This is a genomic window from Kosakonia sp. SMBL-WEM22 (genome assembly GCF_014490785.1).
Classification (GTDB): domain Bacteria; phylum Pseudomonadota; class Gammaproteobacteria; order Enterobacterales; family Enterobacteriaceae; genus Kosakonia.
Genome location: NZ_CP051488.1, coordinates 2,688,304 through 2,710,500 on the forward strand (window position 1 = coordinate 2,688,304; position 22,197 = coordinate 2,710,500).

Consider the following 22,197-nt stretch of genomic DNA (forward strand, 5'->3'; position numbering starts at 1 on the left):
CGAAACAATCATCACTGCAAAAATATATTTCTGTGCTACAGCGAAACGCTGGCACACAACTCCCCTTACGCGAAAACGACGAAGAGAAGGATTACATTATGACACCTCAAGAAAACTATCATGACTGGTTACGTGATGCCCACGCGATGGAAAAACAGGCTGAGTCGATGCTGAAGTCCATGAGCGAGCGTATCGATAACTACCCGGATCTGCGTTCCCGTATTGCCCAGCATTTAACCGAAACGCAGGGCCAGATTCAATTACTTGAAGAAGTGATGGATCGCAATAATATTAATCGTTCGGTAATGAAAGATGCCACCAGCAAAATGGCAGCGATGGGCCAGGCCTTTGGCGGTATGTTCGCACCGGATGAAGTGGTAAAAGGTTCGATTAGCAGCTACGTCTTTGAGCAATTTGAAATTGCTTGTTATACCTCCCTTATCACCGCAGCAGAAAAAGCCGGCGATATTGCCAGCGTAGATATTTTCAAACGCATTCTCGCCGAAGAAGTGGCGATGGCTGAATGGGCGCTGAATCATATTCCGGACGTTACTGCGCAATTCTTGCTACGCAGCGATGCGGATGGCGTAGAAGCGAAAAAATAATTATTAGAATTCAGGAGGCAAGCAATGTTTCGTCACGTAAAACAACTGCAATTTACGGTTCGCGTCAGCGAGCCAAACCCGGGTCTCGCCAATCTGCTGCTTGAGCAGTTTGGCGGGCCGCAGGGGGAACTGGCCGCGGCGTGCCGCTACTTCACTCAGGGTCTGGGTGATGATGACGCCGGGCGTAAAGAGATGCTGATGGATATCGCGACCGAAGAGCTCAGCCACCTCGAAATCATTGGTTCACTGGTTGGCATGCTCAACAAAGGCGCAAAAGGCGCGCTGGCGGAAGGCACCGAAAGTGAAGCAGAGCTTTACCGCTCCCTGACGCAGAACGGCAACGATAGCCATATCACTTCCCTGCTTTATGGCGGTGGCCCGGCGCTGACCAACTCTGCGGGTAAACCGTGGTCCGCGTCCTACATCGATACCATCGGCGAAGTGACAGCGGATCTGCGCTCCAATATTGCCGCCGAAGCGCGCGCGAAGATCATCTATGAGCGCTTAATCAACGTCACTGACGATCCGGGCGTGAAAGATGCGCTCGGCTTCCTGATGACCCGCGAAGTGGCGCATATGATGTCGTTTGAAAAAGCGCTCTACTCGATCCGCAACAACTTCCCGCCGGGTAAACTGCCGCCGATTGAGCAGTACAGCAACGTCTACTACAACATGTCGGAAGGTGACGATCCGCGCGGTAGCTGGAACAGCGACGAGAACTTTGAATACGTTGCTAATCCGCAACCGGCGGTTGATGGTGGTGATGGTCTGATCACGGTACAGCTGACGCCAGAACAGCTGGCGATGGTGAAAGCGATGAGCGACCGCACCATGTCTGACCCGTCCGTTGAACCGGTTACCGGTTTTGAACTGGGAACCGGCGAACCGAAGCCGAAAAAGTAATTCAGCTTGCGGTTAACAAACACACCCCCTGCGGGGTGTGTTTTTTTATGCCCTGCCCTGCTGCAATGCGCGCAGCTCGAGCGCATCGTGGCTGCAAAAGAGCGTCAGATCCGCTTTATGGGCGCAGGAGAGTTCCCGCAGGCGCTGCTGATTAACGCGGCGCGACCGGTTGTCCATCCCCATCATCCACTGGTAAAAACGCAGCCCCGGCGTGCAGTGGCGCTCAGGCCGCCCCATCTCTTCCCGGTAGAACCACGCATCTCCGCCGTGCAGCAACCACCCTTCCGGGCGCTGGATCGCAACACCCGCATGTCCCGGCGTGTGACCCGCAAGGGGAACCAGCAGGATCTCCGGCGGCAGCCCGCGCAGCGCATTCACCGCCTCGAAACCAAACCACCTTTCGCCCTGCGGGGCATAACCGTGCCAGCCGGAGCGCGCGCTCCATTGCCCTGGCCGGTAGCGCTCGCGCTGAAGCCAGCTGTGGCGCTGCCCGGCGGTATCAATCTCCTGCTGCATCAGGTGTACCTGCGCATGGGGAAAATCGGTCAGGCCACCGGCATGGTCAAAGTCGAGATGGGTCAGCACGATATGGCGGACATCCTCTGCCTTAAACCCGAGCGCCTGAATGCGCGACAGCGCGGTCAGCTCATCCCGGCGCTGGATGTTATTCATCAGGCGAAAGAAGCCCGACAGACGGCGCTGTGGGGCTTGCATATCCTCGCGGCCAAAACCGGTATCGACCAGCACCAGCCCGTCGCGGTCGGTCTCAATCAGCAGACAGTGACAGACCAGGTGCGCATGTAACCCTTTGCTAAAGCCGTCGTACAGCGCGCCGCCCAGCGGGCACATGCACCCACAATTAAGGTGATGGACGATCATCGTAACCTCCCGAACAGTCAGTGAGAGTGGGCTGCGCCTTTAGCGACCGGGACAACGCGAAGCTGTACCGCCTGCCCCTGCTCCCAGGCATCTGCGCCTTTGGCGACAGGATTAGCTGGCAGGTCGGCGCGCTCGGCTTTGATCGCCTCGGTGTTGATATCGAAACGGCGATCGCGGTCGACCAGCAGCGCCGGGTTGAGCTGCCCGTCAGCGGTAAAGCCCATCATCAGCGCCGGGGTGCCGAGCGGCAGGGTCTTATCGCGATCCGTGTGCCAGGTGTGGAAGGTTTTGCCATAGGTGTTGACGATTTTGCTCATCAGCGCCTTATCCGCCACCGCAGGCAGGCCCGGCGCAACCAGGCTGCCAGATTTCACCTCATAGCGATGGCTGTGCCAGAGCTTCTTCTCTTCCGCAGGCAGGGTTTTGAACAGCCGTTCGCTGATGATGTACTCCACGCCCATCAGGCGCGCATCGCGGGTGTTGCCGTCGTAGATCACCGCCTGCATCACATCCTCATTTAACACCGTGACATAGTGGTGCGCCTCCATCTGCCCCTTCTGGTTACCGCTGTAGAAGTGGAAACCGTCAAGATAGGTGCTGATGGCGTCAATCGGCGGGCGGGACTGCATCACCGCTGCGCCGCTCTCCAGCGTCTGTAATTTACCCGAGGTTTTTTCACCGGGGATCGGCGTCTGCGGTGGGGTGTTATTGGCGTTGCATCCGGCAAGAGCGAGGGGAAGTACAAGGTACAGAGCCAGCCTTTTCATTGTCTCTCCTTTGATCATGATCTGGAGTTATGAGGGTAGCCCATTGCGGCTATTCAGCCAGTGAAAAGCGTAAATCGAATAGGCGCAAACGCAACGGTGGCGCGGCTTGCGCGATATATCCTCATCCATAACCGGGGAATATCGCGCTGAACAGTCTGTTTTTTAAGAAAGGTATTAACTATCAAATCCGTAGATTCATCCAAGTACCTTTAAATGTAGCGGCGAGATATCGTGACGGCATACGTAAGCCAAGGGAGCCAGTTATGAGCACGTCAGACCAGACTAACCGCGATGCCGCGATGGGCAAATGCCCGTTCCATCATGAAGCCAGCAAGCCGGAAACAAAAAGCAGTGGACCTACTACTAACCGTGACTGGTGGCCGAACCAGCTGCGTGTCGATCTGTTAAACCAGCACTCCAGCCGCTCGAACCCGCTGGGCGAGCAGTTCAACTACCGCGAAGCCTTTAAACAACTCGATTACAGCGCCCTGAAAGCCGATATTCGCGGCGTTCTCACCGACTCCCAGGCGTGGTGGCCCGCAGACTGGGGCAGCTACATTGGTCTCTTTATTCGTATGGCCTGGCACAGCGCCGGCACCTACCGCACCGTTGACGGACGCGGCGGCTCTGGCCGTGGCCAGCAGCGTTTCGCCCCGCTCAACTCCTGGCCTGACAACGTTAGCCTCGATAAAGCCCGCCGCCTGCTGTGGCCGGTTAAACAGAAGTATGGGCAGAAAATCTCGTGGGCCGATCTGATGATCCTCGCCGGTAACGTTGCGCTGGAGAACTCTGGCTTCCGTACCTTTGGTTTTGGCGCAGGCCGCGAAGATGTCTGGGAACCGGATATGGACGTGGACTGGGGCAGCGAGAAGGAGTGGCTGACCCATCGCCACCCGGAAAGCCTGGCGCAGGCCGCCATTGGGGCGACCGAAATGGGGCTGATTTACGTCAACCCGGAAGGGCCAAACGCCAGCGGGGAACCGATCTCCGCCGCCGCCGCGATCCGCGCGACCTTTGGCAATATGGGAATGAATGACGAAGAGACCGTGGCGCTGATTGCCGGGGGTCATACACTGGGCAAAACCCACGGTGCGGCCCATGCGCCGGATTATGTCGGTGCCGACCCGGAAACCGCGCCGCTGGAAGCACAGGGGCTGGGCTGGAGCAGCAGTTATGGCAGCGGCGTTGGCGCAGATGCCATCACCTCCGGGCTGGAAGTAGCCTGGACGCAAACCCCGACGCAGTGGAGCCACTACTTCTTCGAGAACCTGTTCAAATATGAGTGGGTGCAGACCCGCAGCCCGGGCGGCGCGATCCAGTTTGAAGCGGCCGATGCCGAGGCCGTGATCCCGGATCCGTTCGACCCGGAGAAGAAGCGCAAACCGACGATGCTGGTCACTGACCTGACCCTGCGCTTCGACCCGGAGTTTGAAAAAATCTCCCGCCGCTTCCTTAACGATCCGCAGGCGTTTAACGAAGCGTTTGCCCGCGCGTGGTTCAAACTGACCCACCGCGATATGGGGCCGAAATCACGCTACATTGGCCCGGAAGTACCGAAAGAAGATCTGATTTGGCAGGATCCGCTGCCGGCGGCAGTACATCAGCCGAACGGTGCGGATATTGCCAGCCTGAAAGCGGCGATTGCCGAATCTGGCCTCTCGGTGAGCGAGCTGGTCTCTGTCGCCTGGGCGTCGGCTTCCACCTTCCGTGGTGGTGATAAACGTGGCGGTGCAAACGGCGCCCGTCTGGCGCTGGCCCCGCAGAACGGCTGGGAAGTGAATGCCATTGCCGCGAAAGCGCTGCCTGCTCTGCAAAGCATCCAGCAAACCTCCGGCAAAGCGTCGCTGGCGGATGTGATGGTGCTGGCAGGTGTGGTTGGGGTGGAAAAAGCGGCAGCCGCTGCCGGGGTGCAGATCACCGTTCCCTTCACGCCAGGCCGCGTGGATGCGCGTCAGGATCAGACCGACATTGACTCCTTTGCCTTGATGGAGCCGCTGGCCGATGGTTTCCGTAACTATCGCCGCGTCTGGGATGGCGTCAGCACCGAAACGCTGCTGGTGGATAAAGCCCAGCAACTGACCTTAACCGCGCCGGAGATGACCGCGCTGGTGGGCGGCCTGCGTGTGCTGGGTGCCAACTATGATGGCAGCAAACACGGCGTCTTTACGGACAACACTGGCGTACTCAACACTGATTTCTTTGTCAATCTGCTCGATATGCGCACCGTCTGGCAGGCGAGCGACGACAAAGGGGAACTGTTTGACGGCCGCGATCGCCGCAGCGGAGAAGTGAAATTTACCGCTACCCGCGCTGACCTGGTGTTTGGCTCCAACTCGGTGCTGCGCGCCCTGGCGGAAGTCTATGCCAGCGCCGACGGTAAAGAGAAGTTTGTCACCGACTTCGTCGCCGCCTGGACGAAAGTGATGAATCTGGATCGCTTCGACCTGCTGTAATCGCACATCACCGCAAAAGCCTGCGCCACCTGAAAAGGGGCGCAGCTTTTTTTTGGCAAAAAAATCCCGGCAGGTTGCCGGGAAAAGTGTGTGATAACGAGTTAAGTGCGGCGGCAAAGCAGCCGCCAAAGATTGGGGTAACAACAGATTAAGCCGCAGGCTTTCCGGCAGGCTCGCGGTCATTAAAAGAGATGTTTGTCACGCCGGTGTGACAGTTGCGTGGCATTTTAGCCCGAGGTGTGGGAACGCTCCTGCTCCAGCGTCAGCACAAAATGGCGATCGTGGCGTTCGATTTTCGCCCCGCTCAAACCATAGTTGGTGGTTAACATAAAAAAGGTATCGGCATCGACATCAAACGCCAGCTCGACCTGCTGATATTTGCCCGATGTCGCCATCTGATACGCCTGTTTCAGATTGTACGCTTTTGCTCTGGACATGAAGCCATCTCCACGCAGTGCCATTGTATAAATCTTCGCCCCTAATCTTATAGACCGCTTTTGCCAAACTAGCCGCCAATTTTTCCACTAAATAGCCGAAATCCCCAGGTATTGTAGAGCAGCGTCACCGGCACCAGCACGCCATAACTGATGAGCAGAAATTTTTGCGTGGCAGGCGGTGCCGCCGCCTGGCTGAGAGTAAGATGCGGCGGCACGATCCACGGAAAGAGCGTGAAGGCCAGCACGCAGAACGCTACGCTGACCATCACCAGCACGCCGAGCAGCGGCAAAAAATCGCGCCCTTTGCGCAGGCCAACAACAAACAGCGCCATGCCCGCAAAAGCCACCGCAAGGGATGGCCCCCATAAAAATGGGTTTAGCAGATGCTGCCGCCAGCTCTCCTGCAACTGCGCGCACCACACCAGTAGCCCCGCGACCATTAACAGGCTGACCAGCGCCAGCCACGGCAAAAGTCGCCGCGCCCATGCGCGCAGCTCGCCGGTCATACGCCACACCAGCCAGCCCGCGCCGAGCCACGCATAGCCCAGCACCAGCGCCACACCGCAGTAAAGGGGGAAAGGCCGCAGCCAGGCAAACGTGCTGCCGGTAAACTGCTGCCCGTCGGTAGTAATCCCCTGCATCAGCGCGCCGACTACCACGCCCTGCGCCAGCGCAGTGAGGAGCGAGCCGCTAATGAGCATCGTGTCGAAAAGTTTCGGCGCGTGGGAGCGAAACTCAATCGCCATGCCGCGCACCACCAGCGCCAGCATCATCACAAACAGCGGAATGTAGAGCGCGCTCAGCACAATGCCGTAGGCCAGCGGAAAGAGACCGAGCAGGCCGCCTGCCGCCAGCACCAGCCAGGTCTCATTCCCGTCCCACACCGGCAACAGCGAGAGGTTGATATCCTGGCGCGCCTGCGGGCTGCGCTGAAAGGCGGTGAGGATCCCGGCCCCCAGATCGGTGCCATCCAGCAGGACGTAGATCAGCAGACTGCCCGCCAACGCCATGGCGGAGAGGGTCTCAAGCCAGGGAAAACCGAGGATTGTTAACATACTACTGCTCCCCCTTTCCGCTACGCTGCGCCACTTCCGGTGCTGCGCCCGGCTCATTCTCCGTGGGCAAGCGCGACATCAGTTTGAGTAAAAACCACAAGCCGAGGCCAAAGACCAGCAAATAGATCAGCACAGTGGCGATAAGCGACCCAAGCACCACGTGCCCACCGAGCGGCGAAACGCTCTCTGCGGTGCGCAACACGCCGTACACCGTCCACGGCTGGCGTCCGGTTTCTGTTACCCACCAGCCCGCGAGCATCGCCACAAAGCCCGCGGGCGCTATCAGCACCATCACGTGCTGTAGCCAGCGCGCCTGCCACAACCTGCCGCGCAGACGCACCACCAGCCCCGCAATTCCGGTAGCCAGCATCATAAGGCCAAGACCGACCATCAGGCGAAAGGCCCAGAATACCCCCGGTACCCACGGCAGATCCGCCGCCGGATACTGATTTAGCGTATGGATGCGCCCCTGCAAATTGTGCCGCAGATAGAGCGAGCCAATGTTGGGGATGGCGACTTCGTAATGGTTACGCCGCGCCTGCATATCCGGTAGGGCAAAGAGGCGCAGCGGTTCACCCTCACCCGCCGGGGGCGGATCCCAGGCGCCCTCCATCGCCGCCAGTTTGATGGGTTGATGATCGCGGGTGTTCTCGCCGTGCAGATCACCCAGCACCACCTGCAACGGTGCCAGCAGCACCAGCATCCACATGGCAAGTGAGAACATATTGCGGGCAGGCAGAGCACGTGCGTCGCGTAGCAGATGCCATGCACCGCAGGCAGCCACCAGGCAGGCGGTGCCGAGCAGCGCCGCCACCGTCATATGCGCCAGCCGCCACGGGAAAGAGGGATTGAAAATAGCCGCCCACCAGTCGACAGGCAGAAAGCGACCGTCGGCTGCCAGCGCATAGCCATCCGGTGTCTGCATCCATGAGTTGGCCGCAAGGATCCAGAAGGCGCTGAACAGCGATCCAATGGCGACCACGCTGGTGGACATAAAGTGTACCCACGGCCGCACTCTTCCCATACCGAAGAGCATCACCCCCATAAATCCCGCTTCAAGGAAAAAGGCAACGAGGATCTCCATATACATCATCGGTCCAAGTATCGCCCCGGCGCGGCTGGAGAGTGCGCTCCAGTTGGTACCGAAAACAAACTCCATCACCACGCCGGTGACCACCCCGACCGCCACGTTGAGGGCGAAGATCTTGCTCCAGTAGCGCCAGAGCGAGAGCCACACTGGCTGCCTGCGCCACAGCCACATCCCCTCCAGAAACATCAGAAAGAGCGCAAGACCAATGGTGAAGGCCGCCAGCACAATATGAAAGCCGATGGTGAAAGCAAACTGGCTACGCGCCAGCAGCAGGGCAAACTCCTGGCTCATTATGCGTCGCTGGGTTTGCCGGTAAAGGCGGAGATCGGTTTATCCACCGGCTCCTCCATACGCCGCGAAAAGGCTTTTAGCCCCTGTAACAGCGGCTGCACGGCCCCCCACAGCTCATCATCCTGCAACATCTTCCATACGCCGTGCACACCAGGCGCTTTATGCTGCTCCTGCGACGGCGGCTGGCTGAAAGCTTCTGCCATATCGCGCAGGCCAAAGGCCAGCTTGTACATCTTCTCCGGCGAGACACTGGAGAGCGCCATCAGCAGCACCGAGATATTTTGCAGGGCGTTGAGCGTCCCTTCGCGCTGTAAGCCCTTTACCAACACCTCGGCGATTTCGTTATTGGCGCCAACCACATCGTTGGCGAGGCGCAGCACGCCATGTTCATGCAGTGTCTGGAGTAAACGTTCCAGCTCTTCATGGGCGTCGGGGCCGATTTTGGCCGGCTCCGGCTGATAATCAATTGCTTTAGCCATTAAAATTTCTCCGGATGGGGTTCGCTTGCGGGGGGCTGACGGTAGTCGTCGCGCTGCCACTTCTGTTCGACAGGCACCTTATCAATCGGCGTGCGGCTACCGTGGCGGAAGTTATGTTTTGGTAACGGGTCTGGCAGCGGCGGGCGATCCAGCAGCGTCATGCGCACCGCCAGCTCTTTATAGGCCGGCGTGTTAACCTGCGGATCGTGGTGCTCGCCGGTAAGGGCGTTGACGCCCTCTTTGCCGTGATGAATAGGGATAAAGAGTTCGTTGCCCGCCACACGATCGGTGATCACCACCGGCACGTCGATCTCACCGCGTCGGGAGGTGAGCGTCACCCAGCTTCCCTCCTGCAAACCGCGCGCGGCGGCAAGGGTCGGGCTGACCTCAACAAACCAGTTTGGCGACAGGCTGGTGGTGCGCCCGCCCTGCCCGCTCTGGTTGGTGGACTGGAAATGCTCCAGCATACGGCCATTGTTAAGATGCAGATCGTACTCCTCATCGGCGCTCTCTTCCGGCGCGCGCCAGTTTAGCGGGTAGAGATTTGCGCGACCGTCCGGCGTGTTGAAGCGCTCGGTATAGAGCAGCGGCGTGCTGCTGCCATCCGCCTTCACCGGCCAGATCTGCGATTTCCACCCTTCAAGGCGCTGATAGCTGACGCCCGCGAAGCTCTGCGCAATGCTCGCCGCTTCATGCATGATCTCCTGCGGATGTTGATACCCCCAGTCATAGCCCATGCGCGCGGCCAAGTGGGTGAGGATCTGCCAGTCCGGACGGCTGTCGCCAAGGGGCGGCATCACCGGATAGAAGCGCTGGATGCGCCGCTCGGTGTTCACAAAGCTGCCCTCTTTTTCCACGCTCGGGCAACCGGGCAGCACCACGTCGGCAAACTGCGCCGTGCGGCTGAGAAAGAGATCCTGCACCACCAGAAAATCAAGGTCAGTGAAGCCTTCATGCACACTATGGGCATCCGCATCCGCAAAGGCGGTGTCTTCGCCGATCACATACATGGCGCGGATCCGCTTTTCGCGCGCCATCTTCACCATCATAAAGTTGTCCTCCCCCACCTCCAGCGAGAGCCGCTCCGCCGGCACGCCCCAGGCGTTTGCCCATTTCGCGCGCACGGCGGGATCGCTGACGGACTCATACCCAGGGTAGAAGTTTTTCAGGCAGCCGAAATCACTCGCCCCCTGCACATTATTATGTCCGCGCATCGGATAGCCGCCCGTGCCCGGCCGCCCGTAATTGCCGGTCACCAGTAACAGATTGGAGAGCGCGGTGCTGGCATCCGCACCGTGGCTGTGCTGCGTGATGCCCATCGCCCACATAATGCAGACACTGCCGGCCTTGCCGATCATCTCGGCAGCACGGGTGAGGAGTTCGGGCGATAAACCGGTCTGTTCAGCGGCAAAATCAAGTGTGAACGGGGCAAGGGACTGCCGGTACTCCTCCACCTTATTGACTCTACTGGCGAGGAACGCCTCATCGGCATAACCGTTCTCAAACATGTAGCGCGACATGGCGCTGGCCCAGGAGAGATCGCTTCCGGGCTGAATGCGCAGGTGCAGATCAGCGCGCTCGGCCATTTCGTGACGGCGCGGGTCAACCACCAGCCACTGCTGCCCGTGATGTTTTTTCGCCGCTTTCAGACGCGAGGCGATCACCGGGTGGTTTTCAGCGGTGTTGCTGCCGACAATCACCACCAGATCGGCCTTAATAAGATCTTCAATAGTGCCCGCATCGCCGCCGTAGCCAACGGTGCGAAACAGCCCTTCGGTGGCAGGGTTCTGGCAGTAGCGTGAGGAGTTATCAACGCTGTTGGTGCCAATAATGGCGCGGGCGATTTTCTGCGTCAGGTAGGCCTCTTCATTGCTGCCTTTACTGGAGCCGATAAAACCAATGCTCTCCGGGCCATGGCTATCGCGGATAGCGAGCAGGCGTTTCGCCACCAGGTCCAGCGCCTCATCCCAGCTTGCCGGGCGGAAGCGACCATTTTCGCGGATCAGCGGCGTGGTGATGCGCTCCGGGCTGTTGATAAAATCCCAGGCGAATTTACCTTTCACACAGGTGGAGATGCTGTTGACCGGGGCTTCAACGCTTGGCTGCACTTTTAACAGATGACGATCGCGGGTCCACATCTCAAAGGAGCAGCCGACGCCGCAGTAGGTGCAGACAGTTTTAGTACGCGTGATCTCCTGCTGGCGCAGGTGAGTGTCGATCACCGAGACACCGGAGATAATCTCCGCCCCGGTGGAGTTCTCGAGGGTTTTGATGATGTCGATCAACGGGCGTTTCAGCGACTGGCGCATCGAGGTGAACGGCCCGGCGTCGGGCTGCATGCTCTTCTCCATCAGCGCGTTACAGGGGCAGACCGTCACGCAGTGCCCGCAGCTGACGCAGCTGGAACCGGCAATCTGCGTGCCGCCGTCCCACAATACGCGCGGGTGCTCCATGGTGTAGTCGATGCTCAGGGTCTCATTGACTTCAACATTCTGGCAGGCATCCACACAGCGGCCGCAGAGAATGCACTGATCGGGATCGTAGGTGTAAAAGGGGTTGGAGTGATCTTTGACATAGGGTTTGCGCTCAAAGGCGTAGCGCTGAATAGGGGTATGCATATCCACCACGGTGTTATGCAGCGTGCAGTCGCCGGTGTTGTGTTCGCAGACGGTGCAGTAGAGTTCATGTTTTGCCAGCAGGCGATCCATCCCCTCTTCACGCGCCGCGCGGGCGGGCGCATTCGTTGAATTAATCACCATGCCTTCGCGGCTGCGCAAAGTACAGCCGCGAACCAGTTCCCCTTCCGACTCCACCCAGCAGACATCGCAGGTTTGCAACGGATCGAGTGCCGGATGGTAACAGACGTGGGGCAGTTTCACATTACAGTGTTCAAGGAAGGGGATCAGCGGCATGTCCGCCGGGCCAATAAGGGGCTTACCATCATAAATGACGGTACATTTTTGCAGGCTCATGTTACTTCCTCACCAATAAAGGGGTGTACGTCCACTCCCGGTGCGATCGGGCGCGCTACATTGCGCCTCGTCGCCCCTGTTCGGGTGGCGTATCGGTTATTAAGGTTTAAACGTAGACCCTGCCGCCCCGCTGAGCCAAACGGTCACGATATATTTCTTCGCAAACCTAAGATTTCTCTCAAAACCATAAGGAAAAATGATATATCACCCCTTTTCAAATGTAAGTTTTTGTCAACAAAAGCGCAGCGCAAGAATGTTTTGTGACAATCAACGCTGATAATTTCGCAGGTTACTATTCCATTTCTCTTTTATTTATCGCTAAGTCGTTTATTTTAAAGATGCCTTTCAGATGACCGTTTGGTCTAATTAAAATATATCCTCATAGGCGATATTATATTTTTGTTAATCTCCACCTTTCCCCTGCCGTTTGACTATTTCAGAAGCGGGTCTAAATTTAATGACGAACGCCGGCGACACTGCTGATAAATAAAGTGTCGTTATACTGAAACAACGAAACAGGAGAAATATTATGGCTGAACATCGTGGTGGCTCAGGTAATTTCGCCGAGAATCGTGAAAAGGCATCAGAAGCAGGCCGCAAAGGCGGTCAACAGAGCGGCGGTAATTTCAAAAACGACCCGCAGCGCGCTTCCGAAGCAGGTAAAAAAGGCGGCCAGAATAGCCACAGCGGCGGCCGTAAATCCGGCAATAACTAATATTGCCGTGACGGAATAATCACTGCTTTGAAATTAAAGATTAATAACTGGCGAGCCAGCGATGGCTCGCTATTTTTAACGCTATTATTGGGTGGATATTATGCAGATTAATACGCTTAACGACCTTTTTATTCACGGTTTATCTGACATTTACAGCGCTGAAAAGCAGCTGGCGCGCGCACTAACAAAAATGGCGCGTGAAGCCTCCAACGCAGAACTGGTGCAAGCTTTCAAACAACACCTTGAAGAGACCCACGGCCAGATTGAACGTATTGATATGCTGCTGGAAGCAGAAGCCAACGTGAAAATTAAACGCATGAAGTGCCATGCGATGGAAGGTCTGGTTGAAGAAGCAAACGAAGTGATCGAAGCGAGCGAAAAAGGCACCCTGCGTGATGCCGGCCTGATTGCCGCAGCGCAAAAAGTGGAGCACTACGAAATTGCCTCTTACGGCACGCTCTGCACGCTGGCAAAACAGTTGGGCTATAAGAAAGCCGCTGAATTGCTGGCGCAAACGCTGGAAGAGGAGAAAAACACCGATAATCTCCTGACTAAAATCGCTACCAGCAAAATTAACCAGAAAGCGGAAGTGGAATAATTCCCCGCTTCGTTGTGGCTGATAATTTATTTTAATGACAGCGGGTTAATTCCCGCTAAATTTAAAAACTTTCAGCCAAAGAGTATGCGCACACCAAGGTAAACGGTACGGCAAAAATCAGACATGGTTATCCGTAAGGCGCGGTAATTCAGCCGCCATAACCTGTAAGGTTATTATGAGAATAACCTAATTGCTTGATTTAGCACTTTGATTAGCCGTACTGAACTAATTTAGTATCACGGTGTGCTAAAACGGCATACCTCTTTTACTGGCGTGGTCTGAATGATCACAACTCCTGGAACATATTGCGGCATTGTCGGCACGCCGATTTGCGACCAGATGGGCTGCCGCCACCGATAAGGAACGAGATATGCAACAGAACCTGAAACGTGTAAGGAATGTCCGTGTTAATTCGCGCACCAGCGCCGATCTCGGCTGGCAGGTGCAGGATGAGTTTGAACGTACTCGCCTGGAAAAACCCTTTGTACCGGTACAGGTGGCCAGGAATGAAGAGGCAGTGCCACGCGCACACCGTGAGCCGAAACTCGATCCCCTGCAGCAATACCTCGTCGCACGGATGGCGAACCGCAAGCAGGTGCAGGAGCTGGCTGAACAACATGAGTAACAGAGGGTAAAGACCCCCTCGCTATGTGCCTTGCCTGACTTGCCCGGCCTTTATGCGCCGGGCATTTTTCTCTCCGCGGGTTGACTTCTTTTGTTATCAGCGTACTTTTCAGGACATGAAAACCTTCCTGATTATTGTGCCCGATGGCGGCATGCTGTTTGAATCCGCCGGCATTGCCGACATCTTGATGCAGGCCAATCGACTGCACCCGGACGGCATCGCCGAACCCCGTTATTCCCTGCGTATTGCTACTACCCAACCTCACCCGGTGATCCACGGTCAGTCCGGCTTAAATCTGTTAGCCGACCACCGGCTGCCGGAGATCGATCCGCGTAAGCCGTGGGACACCATTATGATTACCGGTCGCGGTAACGACGAAGAGGAAGGGACGGCGGTGGTGGACTGGCTGCGTCTTGCCGCTCCGCATGCGCGCCGCGTGGTCTCCATCTGCGGCGGCGCGATGCTACTGGCGCAGGCGGGGCTGCTGGATGGTCGCCGTGCGACAACCCACTGGCGGCTGCTGGAGACGATGCAGCGTTGTTATCCCGCCATTACGGTCGAGAGTGGCCCGCTCTATATTCAGGATGGCCCGGTCTGGACCTCCGGCGGCGTCAGCTCCGGGTTCGATCTCACCCTTGCGCTGGTGGAGGAGGATTATGGCTTTACCCTCGCCCGCGATGTGGCGCAGGATCTGGTGATGTATCTGCGCCGCCCTGGCGGGCAGCTGCAGTTTAGCCGCTACCATCTGCAACAGGCCGAAAATAGCGGGCCAATCAGCACCCTGCAAAGCTGGATTGTGCAAAACCTGGCAGCGGATCTCAGCGTCGAGGCGCTGGCCGAGCAGGTGGCGATGAGCCCGCGCAATTTCACCCGCGTCTTTACCCGCGAAACCGGCATCTCCCCGGCGCGTTATGTCGCCGAAGCGCGCCTTGCCGCCGCGCGCGACAGGCTCGAGCAGAGCCGCGACACGCTGGAGCGCATCGCCCTGCAGACCGGCTTTGGCAGTAGCATCAACCTGCGCCGCACCTTTGAGCGCCAGTTACACCTTACTCCCGGCGAATATCGCCAGCGCTTCCATCGCCGCACTTTGGCGTAAAGTGATCCTTTTTTGTCATTTACGCCAAAACTGGCCACGCCTACAGTGAATGCAGACCCCGAATGGAAGGAGATCATCATGGTTAAGGTTGGTATAAACGGTTTTGGCCGTATCGGGCGCAACGTGTTGCGCGCAGCGCTCGGCAATGCAGACGTTGAGATTGTGGCGATTAACGATCTCACCGACAGTAAAACCCTCGCGCACCTGCTCAAGTACGACTCGCTCTCCGGCACCCTGCCAGTGTCTGTTGAGGCAGGCGAAGGCGAACTGATTGTTGATGGCAAAACGATCCGTGTCTTCAGCGAGCGCGATCCGGCATCGATCCCATGGCGCGACGTGGGCGCAGAGATTGTGATTGAAGCGACCGGCTTTTTTACCGACCGTGAGAAAGCGGCGGTGCATATCAGTAGCGGTGGCGCAAAGCGGGTAATTATCTCTGCGCCGGGTAAAAATGAAGATTTAACCATTGTGCTGGGGGTAAACGACGGGCAGTACGATCCGCAAACACACCATGTGGTGAGCAATGGCAGCTGTACCACCAACGGCCTGGCGCCCGCAGCCCAGGTGCTGCATCAGCACTTTGGCATTGAGCATGGCCTGATGAACACCACCCACGCCTACACCAACAGCCAGGCGCTGCACGACCAGCCAGAGAAAGATCTGCGCGGCGCGCGCGCGGCGGCACTCTCAATTGTCCCCTACTCCAGCGGCGCGGCGAAAGCGCTGGGGAAAGTGATCCCGGAACTCGAAGGCCGCCTGACCGGGTATTCTCTGCGCGTGCCGGTGCCGGTGGTGTCGATTGTCGACCTGACCGTAACGCTGAAGCGCGATGTCACAGTAGATGAAGTGAATAGCGCCTTCCGCGAAGCGGCAGCCGCCGGGCCGCTTAAAGGGATCCTCGGTTACAGCGATGAGCCGCTGGTCTCCAGCGACTATCAGGGCGATGCGCGCTCATCGATTATCGACGGGCTCTCAACACTGGTGATTGGCGGCAATATGGTGAAAATCCTCGCCTGGTACGATAACGAGTGGGGGTTCTCTAACCGCCTGGTGGAGCTGGCGGCGCTGATGGCGAAGCGCGGGCTGTAAGCGGGTTGCCGGATGGCGGTTACGTAAACGGCGTTACTGAAACGGCGTAGGCCGGATAAGCGGTTACGCGCAATCCGACATTATTATCGCGGCACAATTGCCGGATGGCGGCTTCGCCTTATCCGGCCTACAAAAACGGAGCCACTGAAACGGCGTAGGCCGGATAAGCGTGTAACGCGCCATCCGGCATATTCCGCAGCACCGGTTGCCTGATGGCAGCTTTGCCTTATCCGGCCTACAAAACCGCGTCTACAGCAACGCCTTCATTGCATTTACCTGCGGTCTCGCAGCGACGGTGTTGACCCCCGCTGAAATCGGCGAACCGAAGCGGGAATGACAAGGTCTGGACGCCATGGATGGCGGACAGAGGCGAACCGAGACAGGACAAAATTGCCGGGAGCAATGTTGAACAGCGCTTGCGCTGGCCCCGAAGGGGCGAGTCCCATGGATGGGACGAGTAAGTCGAGTCGAGCCGGCCGCCGTCAGGCACGCGGGAGGGGAGCGCGGCCGCTTCCCTTATCCCGTTCACCGCATAAGATGTTAATGAAACTCCCGAACGCCCGGTGAACGGAACCCTTCCACCAATCCAACACATTGCCGGATGGCGGCTGCGCCTTATCCGGCCTACGTAAAAGCAGCCACTGAAACCGCGTAGGCCGGATAAGCGGTACGCGCCATCCGGCAATGTTTACATCGCCATATCCACCACGATACGGCCGGTGATCTTCCCGGCGCGCATGCGATCGAAGATGTCGTTGATATTCGCTAACGGCTCCACGGCGATCTCGGCATGCACCTTGTTGCGCCCGGCAAAATCGAGCGCCTCCTGCAGATCTTTGCGCGTACCGACAATCGACCCGCGCACCGTAATGCCATCCAGCACCATATTGAAGATCGACAGATCGAACGTCCCTGGCGGCAGACCGTTCAGCACCATGGTGCCGCCGCGGCGCATCATGGTAGTAGCCTGCGCGAAGGCCTTCGGCGACACCGCCGTGACCAGCACGCCGTGCGCGCCACCAAACTCCTCGTGAAAGCGGGTGCCGGGATCCTCGTTAAGAGCATTGACTGCCACCGACGCGCCAAGGCGACGGGCAAACTCAAGTTTCTCATCGTCAATATCGACCGCCGCGACATTCATCCCCATCGCCACCGCGTACTGAATGGCTAAATGCCCCAGCCCGCCAATTCCGGAGATCACCACCCACTGCCCGGCGCGGGCTTCGGTCATCTTTAGCCCTTTATAGACCGTCACCCCGGCGCAGAGAATCGGTGCGATTTCATTAAAACCGACGTTATCCGGCAAGATGCCGACATAATTGGCGTCAGCCAGGCAATATTCGGCGAAGCTGCCGTTGACCGAGTAGCCGGAGTTCTGCTGACCATGGCACAGCGTCTCCCAGCCGCCGAGGCAGTGCTCGCAATGCCCACAGGCCGAGTAGAGCCACGGCACGCCGACGCGATCGCCCTCTTTGATATGCGTAACGCCCGCGCCGACGGCAACCACATGGCCTACGCCTTCATGGCCGGGAATAAACGGCGGGTTGGGTTTTACCGGCCAGTCACCTTCAGCAGCGTGTAAATCCGTGTGGCACACGCCGGTGGCGGCAATTTTGACCAGGATCTTGCCCGGTGCAACGGCGGGCACCATCACCTCTTCAATCACCAACGGTTGACCAAACGCCTTCACGACGGCGGCCTTCATGCTTTTCAGTTGCATTCTTTCACCCTCATCCTGATGGATAATCAATAGAGACCCAGCGGGGAACCGCTATAGCTCACCAGCAGGTTTTTGATCTGCTGATAGTGACTGAGCGCCAGTTTGTGGGTTTCACGCCCCACGCCCGAGTTTTTGTAGCCACCGAACGCCGCATGCGCCGGATAGAGATGGTAGCAGTTGGTCCACACGCGACCCGCTTTGATGGCGCGCCCCATGCGCCACGCGCGGTTGATATCCAGCGTCCACAGCCCAGCCCCCAGGCCATACTCCGTATCGTTGGCGATTTGCAGCGCTTCCGCCTCGTCTTTAAAGGTGGTGATGCCGATCACCGGCCCAAAGATCTCCTCCTGGAAACAGCGCATTTTGTTGTGGCCTTTGATCAGCGTTGGCTGAATGTAGTAACCCTTTTCCAGCTTATCGCCGTGCTCAAGGTGCGCGCCGCCGGCGATGATTTCGCCTCCCTCTTCACGGGCGATATTGATGTAAGAGAGAATTTTGTCGTACTGCTCCTGAGAGGCCTGCGCGCCAATCATGGTGTCGGTGTCGAAGGGATCGCCTTTGCGAATGTTCTCCATACGGGCAATCACTTTTTCAATAAACTGCGGGTAGATGGACTCCTGCACCAGCACGCGCGACGGGCAGGTGCAGACTTCGCCCTGGTTGAAGAAGCCGAGCACCACGCCCTCGATCGCTTTATCGATATACTCGGCGTCGCCATTCAGCACATCTTCAAAGTAGATATTGGGCGATTTACCGCCCAGCTCGACGGTGCTGGGGATGATGTTTTCAGCCGCGCAGGTAAGAATATGGCGACCAATCGGCGTGGAGCCGGTGAAGGCAATCTTCTCGATGCGCTTGCTGCGCGCCAGCGGCTCGCCCGCTTCCATGCCGAAACCGTGCACCACGTTCAGCACCCCTTTCGGCAGCAGATCGCCAATCACTTCCATTAGCACACAGATACCCAGCGGCGTCTGCTCGGCGGGTTTTAGCACCACGCAGTTCCCGGCGGCCAGCGCGGGTGCCAGCTTCCAGGCGGCCATCAGGATCGGGAAGTTCCACGGAATAATCTGTCCGACCACGCCGAGCGGCTCATAGATATGGTATGCGACGGTGTTACTGTCGATCTCTGCCGCTGTCCCCTCCTGGGCGCGGACGCAGCCAGCAAAGTAGCGGAAGTGATCAACAGCGAGAGGAATATCAGCACCCAGCGTTTCGCGAATCGGCTTGCCGTTGTCCCAGGTTTCCGTTAATGCCAGCAGTTCAAGGTTGGCTTCTATGCGATCGGCAATCTTCAGCAGCACATTGGCACGATCCTGCACGCTGGTTTTGCCCCAGCTCTCCGCGGCGGCATGGGCGGCGTCGAGCGCTTTCTCAATATCTTCCGCCCCGGAGCGCGGGAATTCGGCAATCACCTCTCCGGTTACCGGCGAGGTATTGGTAAACCAGCGGCCCTCAATCGGATCGACAAACTCGCCGCCAATATAGTTGCCATAACGCGGCTTGTAAGAGACTTTCGCGCCATCAAGGCCAGGGTGCAGATATTTCATAAGGTGTTCCTCGTTATTATCGGTACAGAAGAGGCGTCTCACATCGTGGTGGACAGCTCTATATAAGCAGTTGTTATGCCAACTTCTTAAGCGAAGGGTAAACCCCAATAAAATCAGCACATAACAACGGTAAGCGCGTGAAGGCGTGAGAGGGGGTAACAAAAAAGCGTGATGGCGATTACGGGAAATGTGTTGCACGTCGCTACATACGCGACACTCATGTGATACATAATTGCAACATTTCAATTATCGGAGAGTAACATGCCATCTCGCGCCCGATCGTTGTCCCCCGCCTCGCACGAGGTCAGCCTGCCATATCAACTGGAAGACTCCTGGCAGCGCAGCTCACGGTATGGATTAACCCGGGATGATGACGTTCAGCCCTGGGTGGCTTCCTCTCTGCTCAATGATGCCCGCGCGGAGAATGGCTGGGTCAATCACCTGGTCGCCCCGCTGCTGGCGCGCCTGCGCCCGCAACTCTCCAGCCACCCGTCGATTCTGGTGTTGTCCGATGCCACTGGCCTGGTGCTGGAGACCTACGGAAATAGCGACTTTTTGCATAAAGCGCAGCGCTTTGCCCTCTCGCCGGGACATCTGTGGGGCGAACACGCGCGCGGCACCAATGCCATCGGCACCGCGCTGGCGTTACAACGGCCCTGTGAAGTCTCCGGCGGCGAACACTTCCTTAGCCGCAACGCGGGCCTGTTCTGCTCCGCCGCGCCGGTGTTCCGTCCCGATGGGCAGATTGCCGGCGTGCTGGATCTCTCCACCCCAGCTCAGACTCCGCGCCGCGACGCTTCGGCGCTCATTCGCCGCGCGGTGTGCCAGATTGAACACAGCTGGGCCAGCAGCGCCCTCGGCGCAGATCGCTGGTTATTGAGCCTGCATCACGACCGGTCAGTGCTTGGCAGCGCCCAGGAGTTGCTGCTGATTTTTGAAGACAACACCCTGCTCGGCGCGAACCGGCTGGCGATGGAGGAGTTTTCCCTCACCGCCAACCACTTTGGCGCGATGGAGATCGGCACCCTCTTCCCCGGTTTCACCGCAACGGCCGACGCGTGCACTCTCGAATCGTGCCAGGCGCGCCGCTATTACGCCCGCCAGACCCTGCCCACCCGGCGTTACAGTGCACCGCGTACCGTTTATCAGCCCGATCACCTGGCGCAAGAGAAGGAGAAGGCGCTGCGTATTGTTAATGCCGGTATCGCTCTGTGCATTACTGGTGAAACGGGCTGCGGCAAGGAGCATATGGCGCGGGAACTCTTTGAGCGCAGCCAGTGGCATGAGGGAAAATTTGTCGCCATCAACTGCGCGGCGCTGCCGGAGCCCTTGATCGAATCAGAACTGTTCGGCTATGTTCCCGGTGCCTTTACCGGCGCGAACCCGAAAGGGTATATCGGAAAATGCCGCGAAGCTGATGGCGGCGTGCTGTTCCTTGATGAGATTGGCGACATGCCGCTGGCGCTGCAAACACGTTTACTGAGGGTGCTACAGGAAAAACGCGTGACGCCGCTCGGGGCCAATAGCAGCGTGGAGGTCAACTTTACGCTCATTTGCGCCACGCACCAGGATCTTGCCGCGCAGGTGCAGGCCGGTAGCTTCCGCGAGGATCTACTCTATCGTATTCAGGAGTTTCATCTGCCCATCCCGCCTTTACGCGCGTGGCCGCATCTGCCGGGTTTTATTGAAAAACTGTGGCATGAGCTGGGCGCTGCCCGCCGCGGGCTGACGCTGAGCAATGAAGTACTCGACGCGCTGTCCCGACGGCCATGGCCCGGCAACGTGCGTCAGTTACTGAGCCAGCTGCGCGTGCTGATGGCGCTAGCGGAAGATGGCGATTGCATTACGCTTAACGATCTGCCGGGCGAACCGGTCAGCGCCGTAAAAACGGATGTCGCGCCGCAGGCCGATGCCCGGCAGGCGATTGCCGAAGCGCAGGGCAACATGAGCCTGGCGGCAAAGAGGCTGGGGATTTCACGTAGCACACTCTACCGTCGGCTGGAGAAAGAGCAGCCAGGCCGCTAAGCAGCAGGTCTGGCTGTTTCTGAGCTATCCGGCAACGGTGGCGTTAATCCACTCCGCGTAGTAGCTGACGCGCGTGAACTGCTGTGCGGGCAGAATGAGATCCCGTGAGACAATGCCGACAACGTAACGGCTGCCGTTGTAGTCAGCAAACAGCGGACCGCCCGAATCGCCCCCGGCGGTGGCGTAACCGGCACAAATGTGCATCTGTGGCTCAAAATAAGTCGGCGGATAGAACTGCGGGACATCGATACACTGGCTATCCGCCAGAACGCTCAGACCTCCTTTATAGAGCACGTTCGGTTTCAGACCATTTTCATTAACACCAAAACCGACACCGGTGAGTGGAATATCCGTTAGCGCAGCGGGTGGTTCATCGCTGTTATTATTTCCAGCAAGCAGTGCGAAATTAGTGCTGGTGGCTTCGCGGGACAGTTTAATTAAGGCAATATCATATTTAGCCGTCCCCTCCATTGTCGACGTATCATATGAGGGGTGCACAATAACTTTTTCAACCGGCACACTCTCTTTTATTTTTAGTGGCTGGTAACTTTCTGCACCAATTAAAATATTGGTTTTAGTTAAATCAAACAGGGTGGCGCAATGGGCGGCGGTTAATACCCAGCGGGAGTTGATCAACACGCCTCCGCAACGGTGCCCGGCCAGCGTATTGTTGTCGTTGATGGTGATAAACTCAGGAAATTCGCCGGGCTGCGCGGGTGTGCCGTTGACGATCCTGGTCGTAGGGTCGCTGGCTGAGGCCATATTTATGCTGCTGAAAGACAAAAGCGCGGCGGCAACACAAAGCGCTGCTCTATTTTTTAGGGTCACTCTTCTTTCTCCGGAATAAGGCT

The 22,197-nt window shown here is 57.9% G+C and carries 19 protein-coding genes; 9 read left to right on the top strand and 10 right to left on the bottom strand.

From position 1 onward, the window contains the following. The first annotated feature begins 98 nt into the window (after positions 1–98). Both HF650_RS12735 and HF650_RS12740 read left to right on the top strand, forming a co-directional pair. The gene (locus tag HF650_RS12735; RefSeq protein ID WP_042712274.1) at positions 99–605 is read left to right on the top strand and encodes a DUF892 family protein; all 507 of its coding nucleotides are present in this window, start codon (positions 99–101) and stop codon (positions 603–605) included. 24 nt (positions 606–629) lie between these two features. Then, complete coding sequence (locus tag HF650_RS12740) at positions 630–1,508, top strand: manganese catalase family protein (RefSeq protein ID WP_187798992.1); 879 nt, start codon at positions 630–632, stop codon at positions 1,506–1,508. 45 nt (positions 1,509–1,553) lie between these two features. Here HF650_RS12740 and HF650_RS12745 read toward each other — a convergent pair whose 3' ends face one another. Further along, entirely contained in the window at positions 1,554–2,387 is an 834-nt protein-coding gene (locus HF650_RS12745; protein WP_187798993.1) for an MBL fold metallo-hydrolase, read from the bottom strand. A 17-nt stretch (positions 2,388–2,404) separates the two neighbouring features. Next, a complete protein-coding gene (locus HF650_RS12750) occupies positions 2,405–3,154 on the bottom strand; it encodes an OBAP family protein (RefSeq protein ID WP_187798994.1) in 750 nt (249 codons plus the stop codon). Between the two features lie 263 nt (positions 3,155–3,417). Between HF650_RS12750 and katG the strand changes: the two genes are divergently transcribed. Next, a complete protein-coding gene (gene katG, locus HF650_RS12755; RefSeq protein WP_187798995.1) occupies positions 3,418–5,607 on the top strand; it encodes a catalase/peroxidase HPI in 2,190 nt (729 codons plus the stop codon). 227 nt (positions 5,608–5,834) lie between these two features. On the opposite strand, the gene HF650_RS12760 is transcribed toward katG, so the two are convergent. The 5 genes from HF650_RS12760 to fdhF all read right to left on the bottom strand — a co-directional run bounded on the left by HF650_RS12760 (position 5,835) and on the right by fdhF (position 11,931). After that, complete coding sequence (locus HF650_RS12760; protein ID WP_187802808.1) at positions 5,835–6,044, bottom strand: hypothetical protein; 210 nt, start codon at positions 6,042–6,044, stop codon at positions 5,835–5,837. Between the two features lie 68 nt (positions 6,045–6,112). Continuing rightward, positions 6,113–7,099: a cytochrome d ubiquinol oxidase subunit II gene (locus HF650_RS12765; protein WP_187798996.1), complete on the bottom strand. Its 987-nt coding sequence runs from the start codon at positions 7,097–7,099 to the stop codon at positions 6,113–6,115. A 1-nt stretch (position 7,100) separates the two neighbouring features. Further along, positions 7,101–8,483: a cytochrome ubiquinol oxidase subunit I gene (locus HF650_RS12770; RefSeq protein ID WP_187802679.1), complete on the bottom strand. Its 1,383-nt coding sequence runs from the start codon at positions 8,481–8,483 to the stop codon at positions 7,101–7,103. After that, positions 8,480–8,959, bottom strand: a complete 480-nt coding sequence (locus HF650_RS12775) for a DUF1641 domain-containing protein (protein WP_187798997.1) — start codon at positions 8,957–8,959, stop codon at positions 8,480–8,482. Before HF650_RS12775 ends, HF650_RS12770 begins: the two co-directional genes overlap by 4 nt. Continuing rightward, positions 8,959–11,931, bottom strand: coding sequence for a formate dehydrogenase subunit alpha (gene fdhF, locus HF650_RS12780; RefSeq protein ID WP_187798998.1), 2,973 nt, complete (start codon positions 11,929–11,931; stop codon positions 8,959–8,961). The genes HF650_RS12775 and fdhF overlap by 1 nt, the downstream gene beginning before the upstream one ends. Before the next feature lie 529 nt (positions 11,932–12,460). Here fdhF and HF650_RS12785 point away from each other — a divergent pair. The 5 genes from HF650_RS12785 (at position 12,461) to gap (ending at position 16,054) form a co-directional block, all read left to right on the top strand. Continuing rightward, positions 12,461–12,646, top strand: coding sequence for a general stress protein (locus tag HF650_RS12785; RefSeq protein ID WP_034812569.1), 186 nt, complete (start codon positions 12,461–12,463; stop codon positions 12,644–12,646). 100 nt (positions 12,647–12,746) lie between these two features. Then, entirely contained in the window at positions 12,747–13,244 is a 498-nt protein-coding gene (locus tag HF650_RS12790; protein WP_187798999.1) for a ferritin-like domain-containing protein, read from the top strand. A 370-nt stretch (positions 13,245–13,614) separates the two neighbouring features. After that, complete coding sequence (locus tag HF650_RS12795; RefSeq protein ID WP_187799000.1) at positions 13,615–13,869, top strand: hypothetical protein; 255 nt, start codon at positions 13,615–13,617, stop codon at positions 13,867–13,869. A 115-nt stretch (positions 13,870–13,984) separates the two neighbouring features. After that, entirely contained in the window at positions 13,985–14,965 is a 981-nt protein-coding gene (locus tag HF650_RS12800; RefSeq protein WP_187799001.1) for a helix-turn-helix domain-containing protein, read from the top strand. A gap of 78 nt (positions 14,966–15,043) precedes the next feature. After that, positions 15,044–16,054 carry a type I glyceraldehyde-3-phosphate dehydrogenase gene (gene gap, locus HF650_RS12805; protein WP_187799002.1) on the top strand — a complete coding sequence of 337 codons (1,011 nt, stop codon included), beginning with the start codon at positions 15,044–15,046 and terminating at the stop codon, positions 16,052–16,054. 688 nt (positions 16,055–16,742) lie between these two features. Here the strand turns inward: gap and adhP are convergent. Then, a complete protein-coding gene (adhP, locus tag HF650_RS12810; protein ID WP_187799003.1) occupies positions 16,743–17,774 on the bottom strand; it encodes an alcohol dehydrogenase AdhP in 1,032 nt (343 codons plus the stop codon). A gap of 26 nt (positions 17,775–17,800) precedes the next feature. Continuing rightward, positions 17,801–19,321, bottom strand: a complete 1,521-nt coding sequence (locus HF650_RS12815) for an aldehyde dehydrogenase family protein (RefSeq protein WP_187799004.1) — start codon at positions 19,319–19,321, stop codon at positions 17,801–17,803. A 261-nt stretch (positions 19,322–19,582) separates the two neighbouring features. Between HF650_RS12815 and HF650_RS12820 the strand changes: the two genes are divergently transcribed. Further along, the gene (locus HF650_RS12820) at positions 19,583–21,346 is read left to right on the top strand and encodes a sigma-54-dependent Fis family transcriptional regulator (RefSeq protein ID WP_187799005.1); all 1,764 of its coding nucleotides are present in this window, start codon (positions 19,583–19,585) and stop codon (positions 21,344–21,346) included. Positions 21,347–21,370: 24 nt separating this feature from the next. Here the strand turns inward: HF650_RS12820 and HF650_RS12825 are convergent, their stop codons facing one another. Further along, positions 21,371–22,108 (bottom strand): serine protease, encoded by a 738-nt coding sequence (locus tag HF650_RS12825; protein ID WP_187799006.1) that lies wholly within the window; start codon positions 22,106–22,108, stop codon positions 21,371–21,373. Positions 22,109–22,197: the final 89 nt, after the last annotated feature.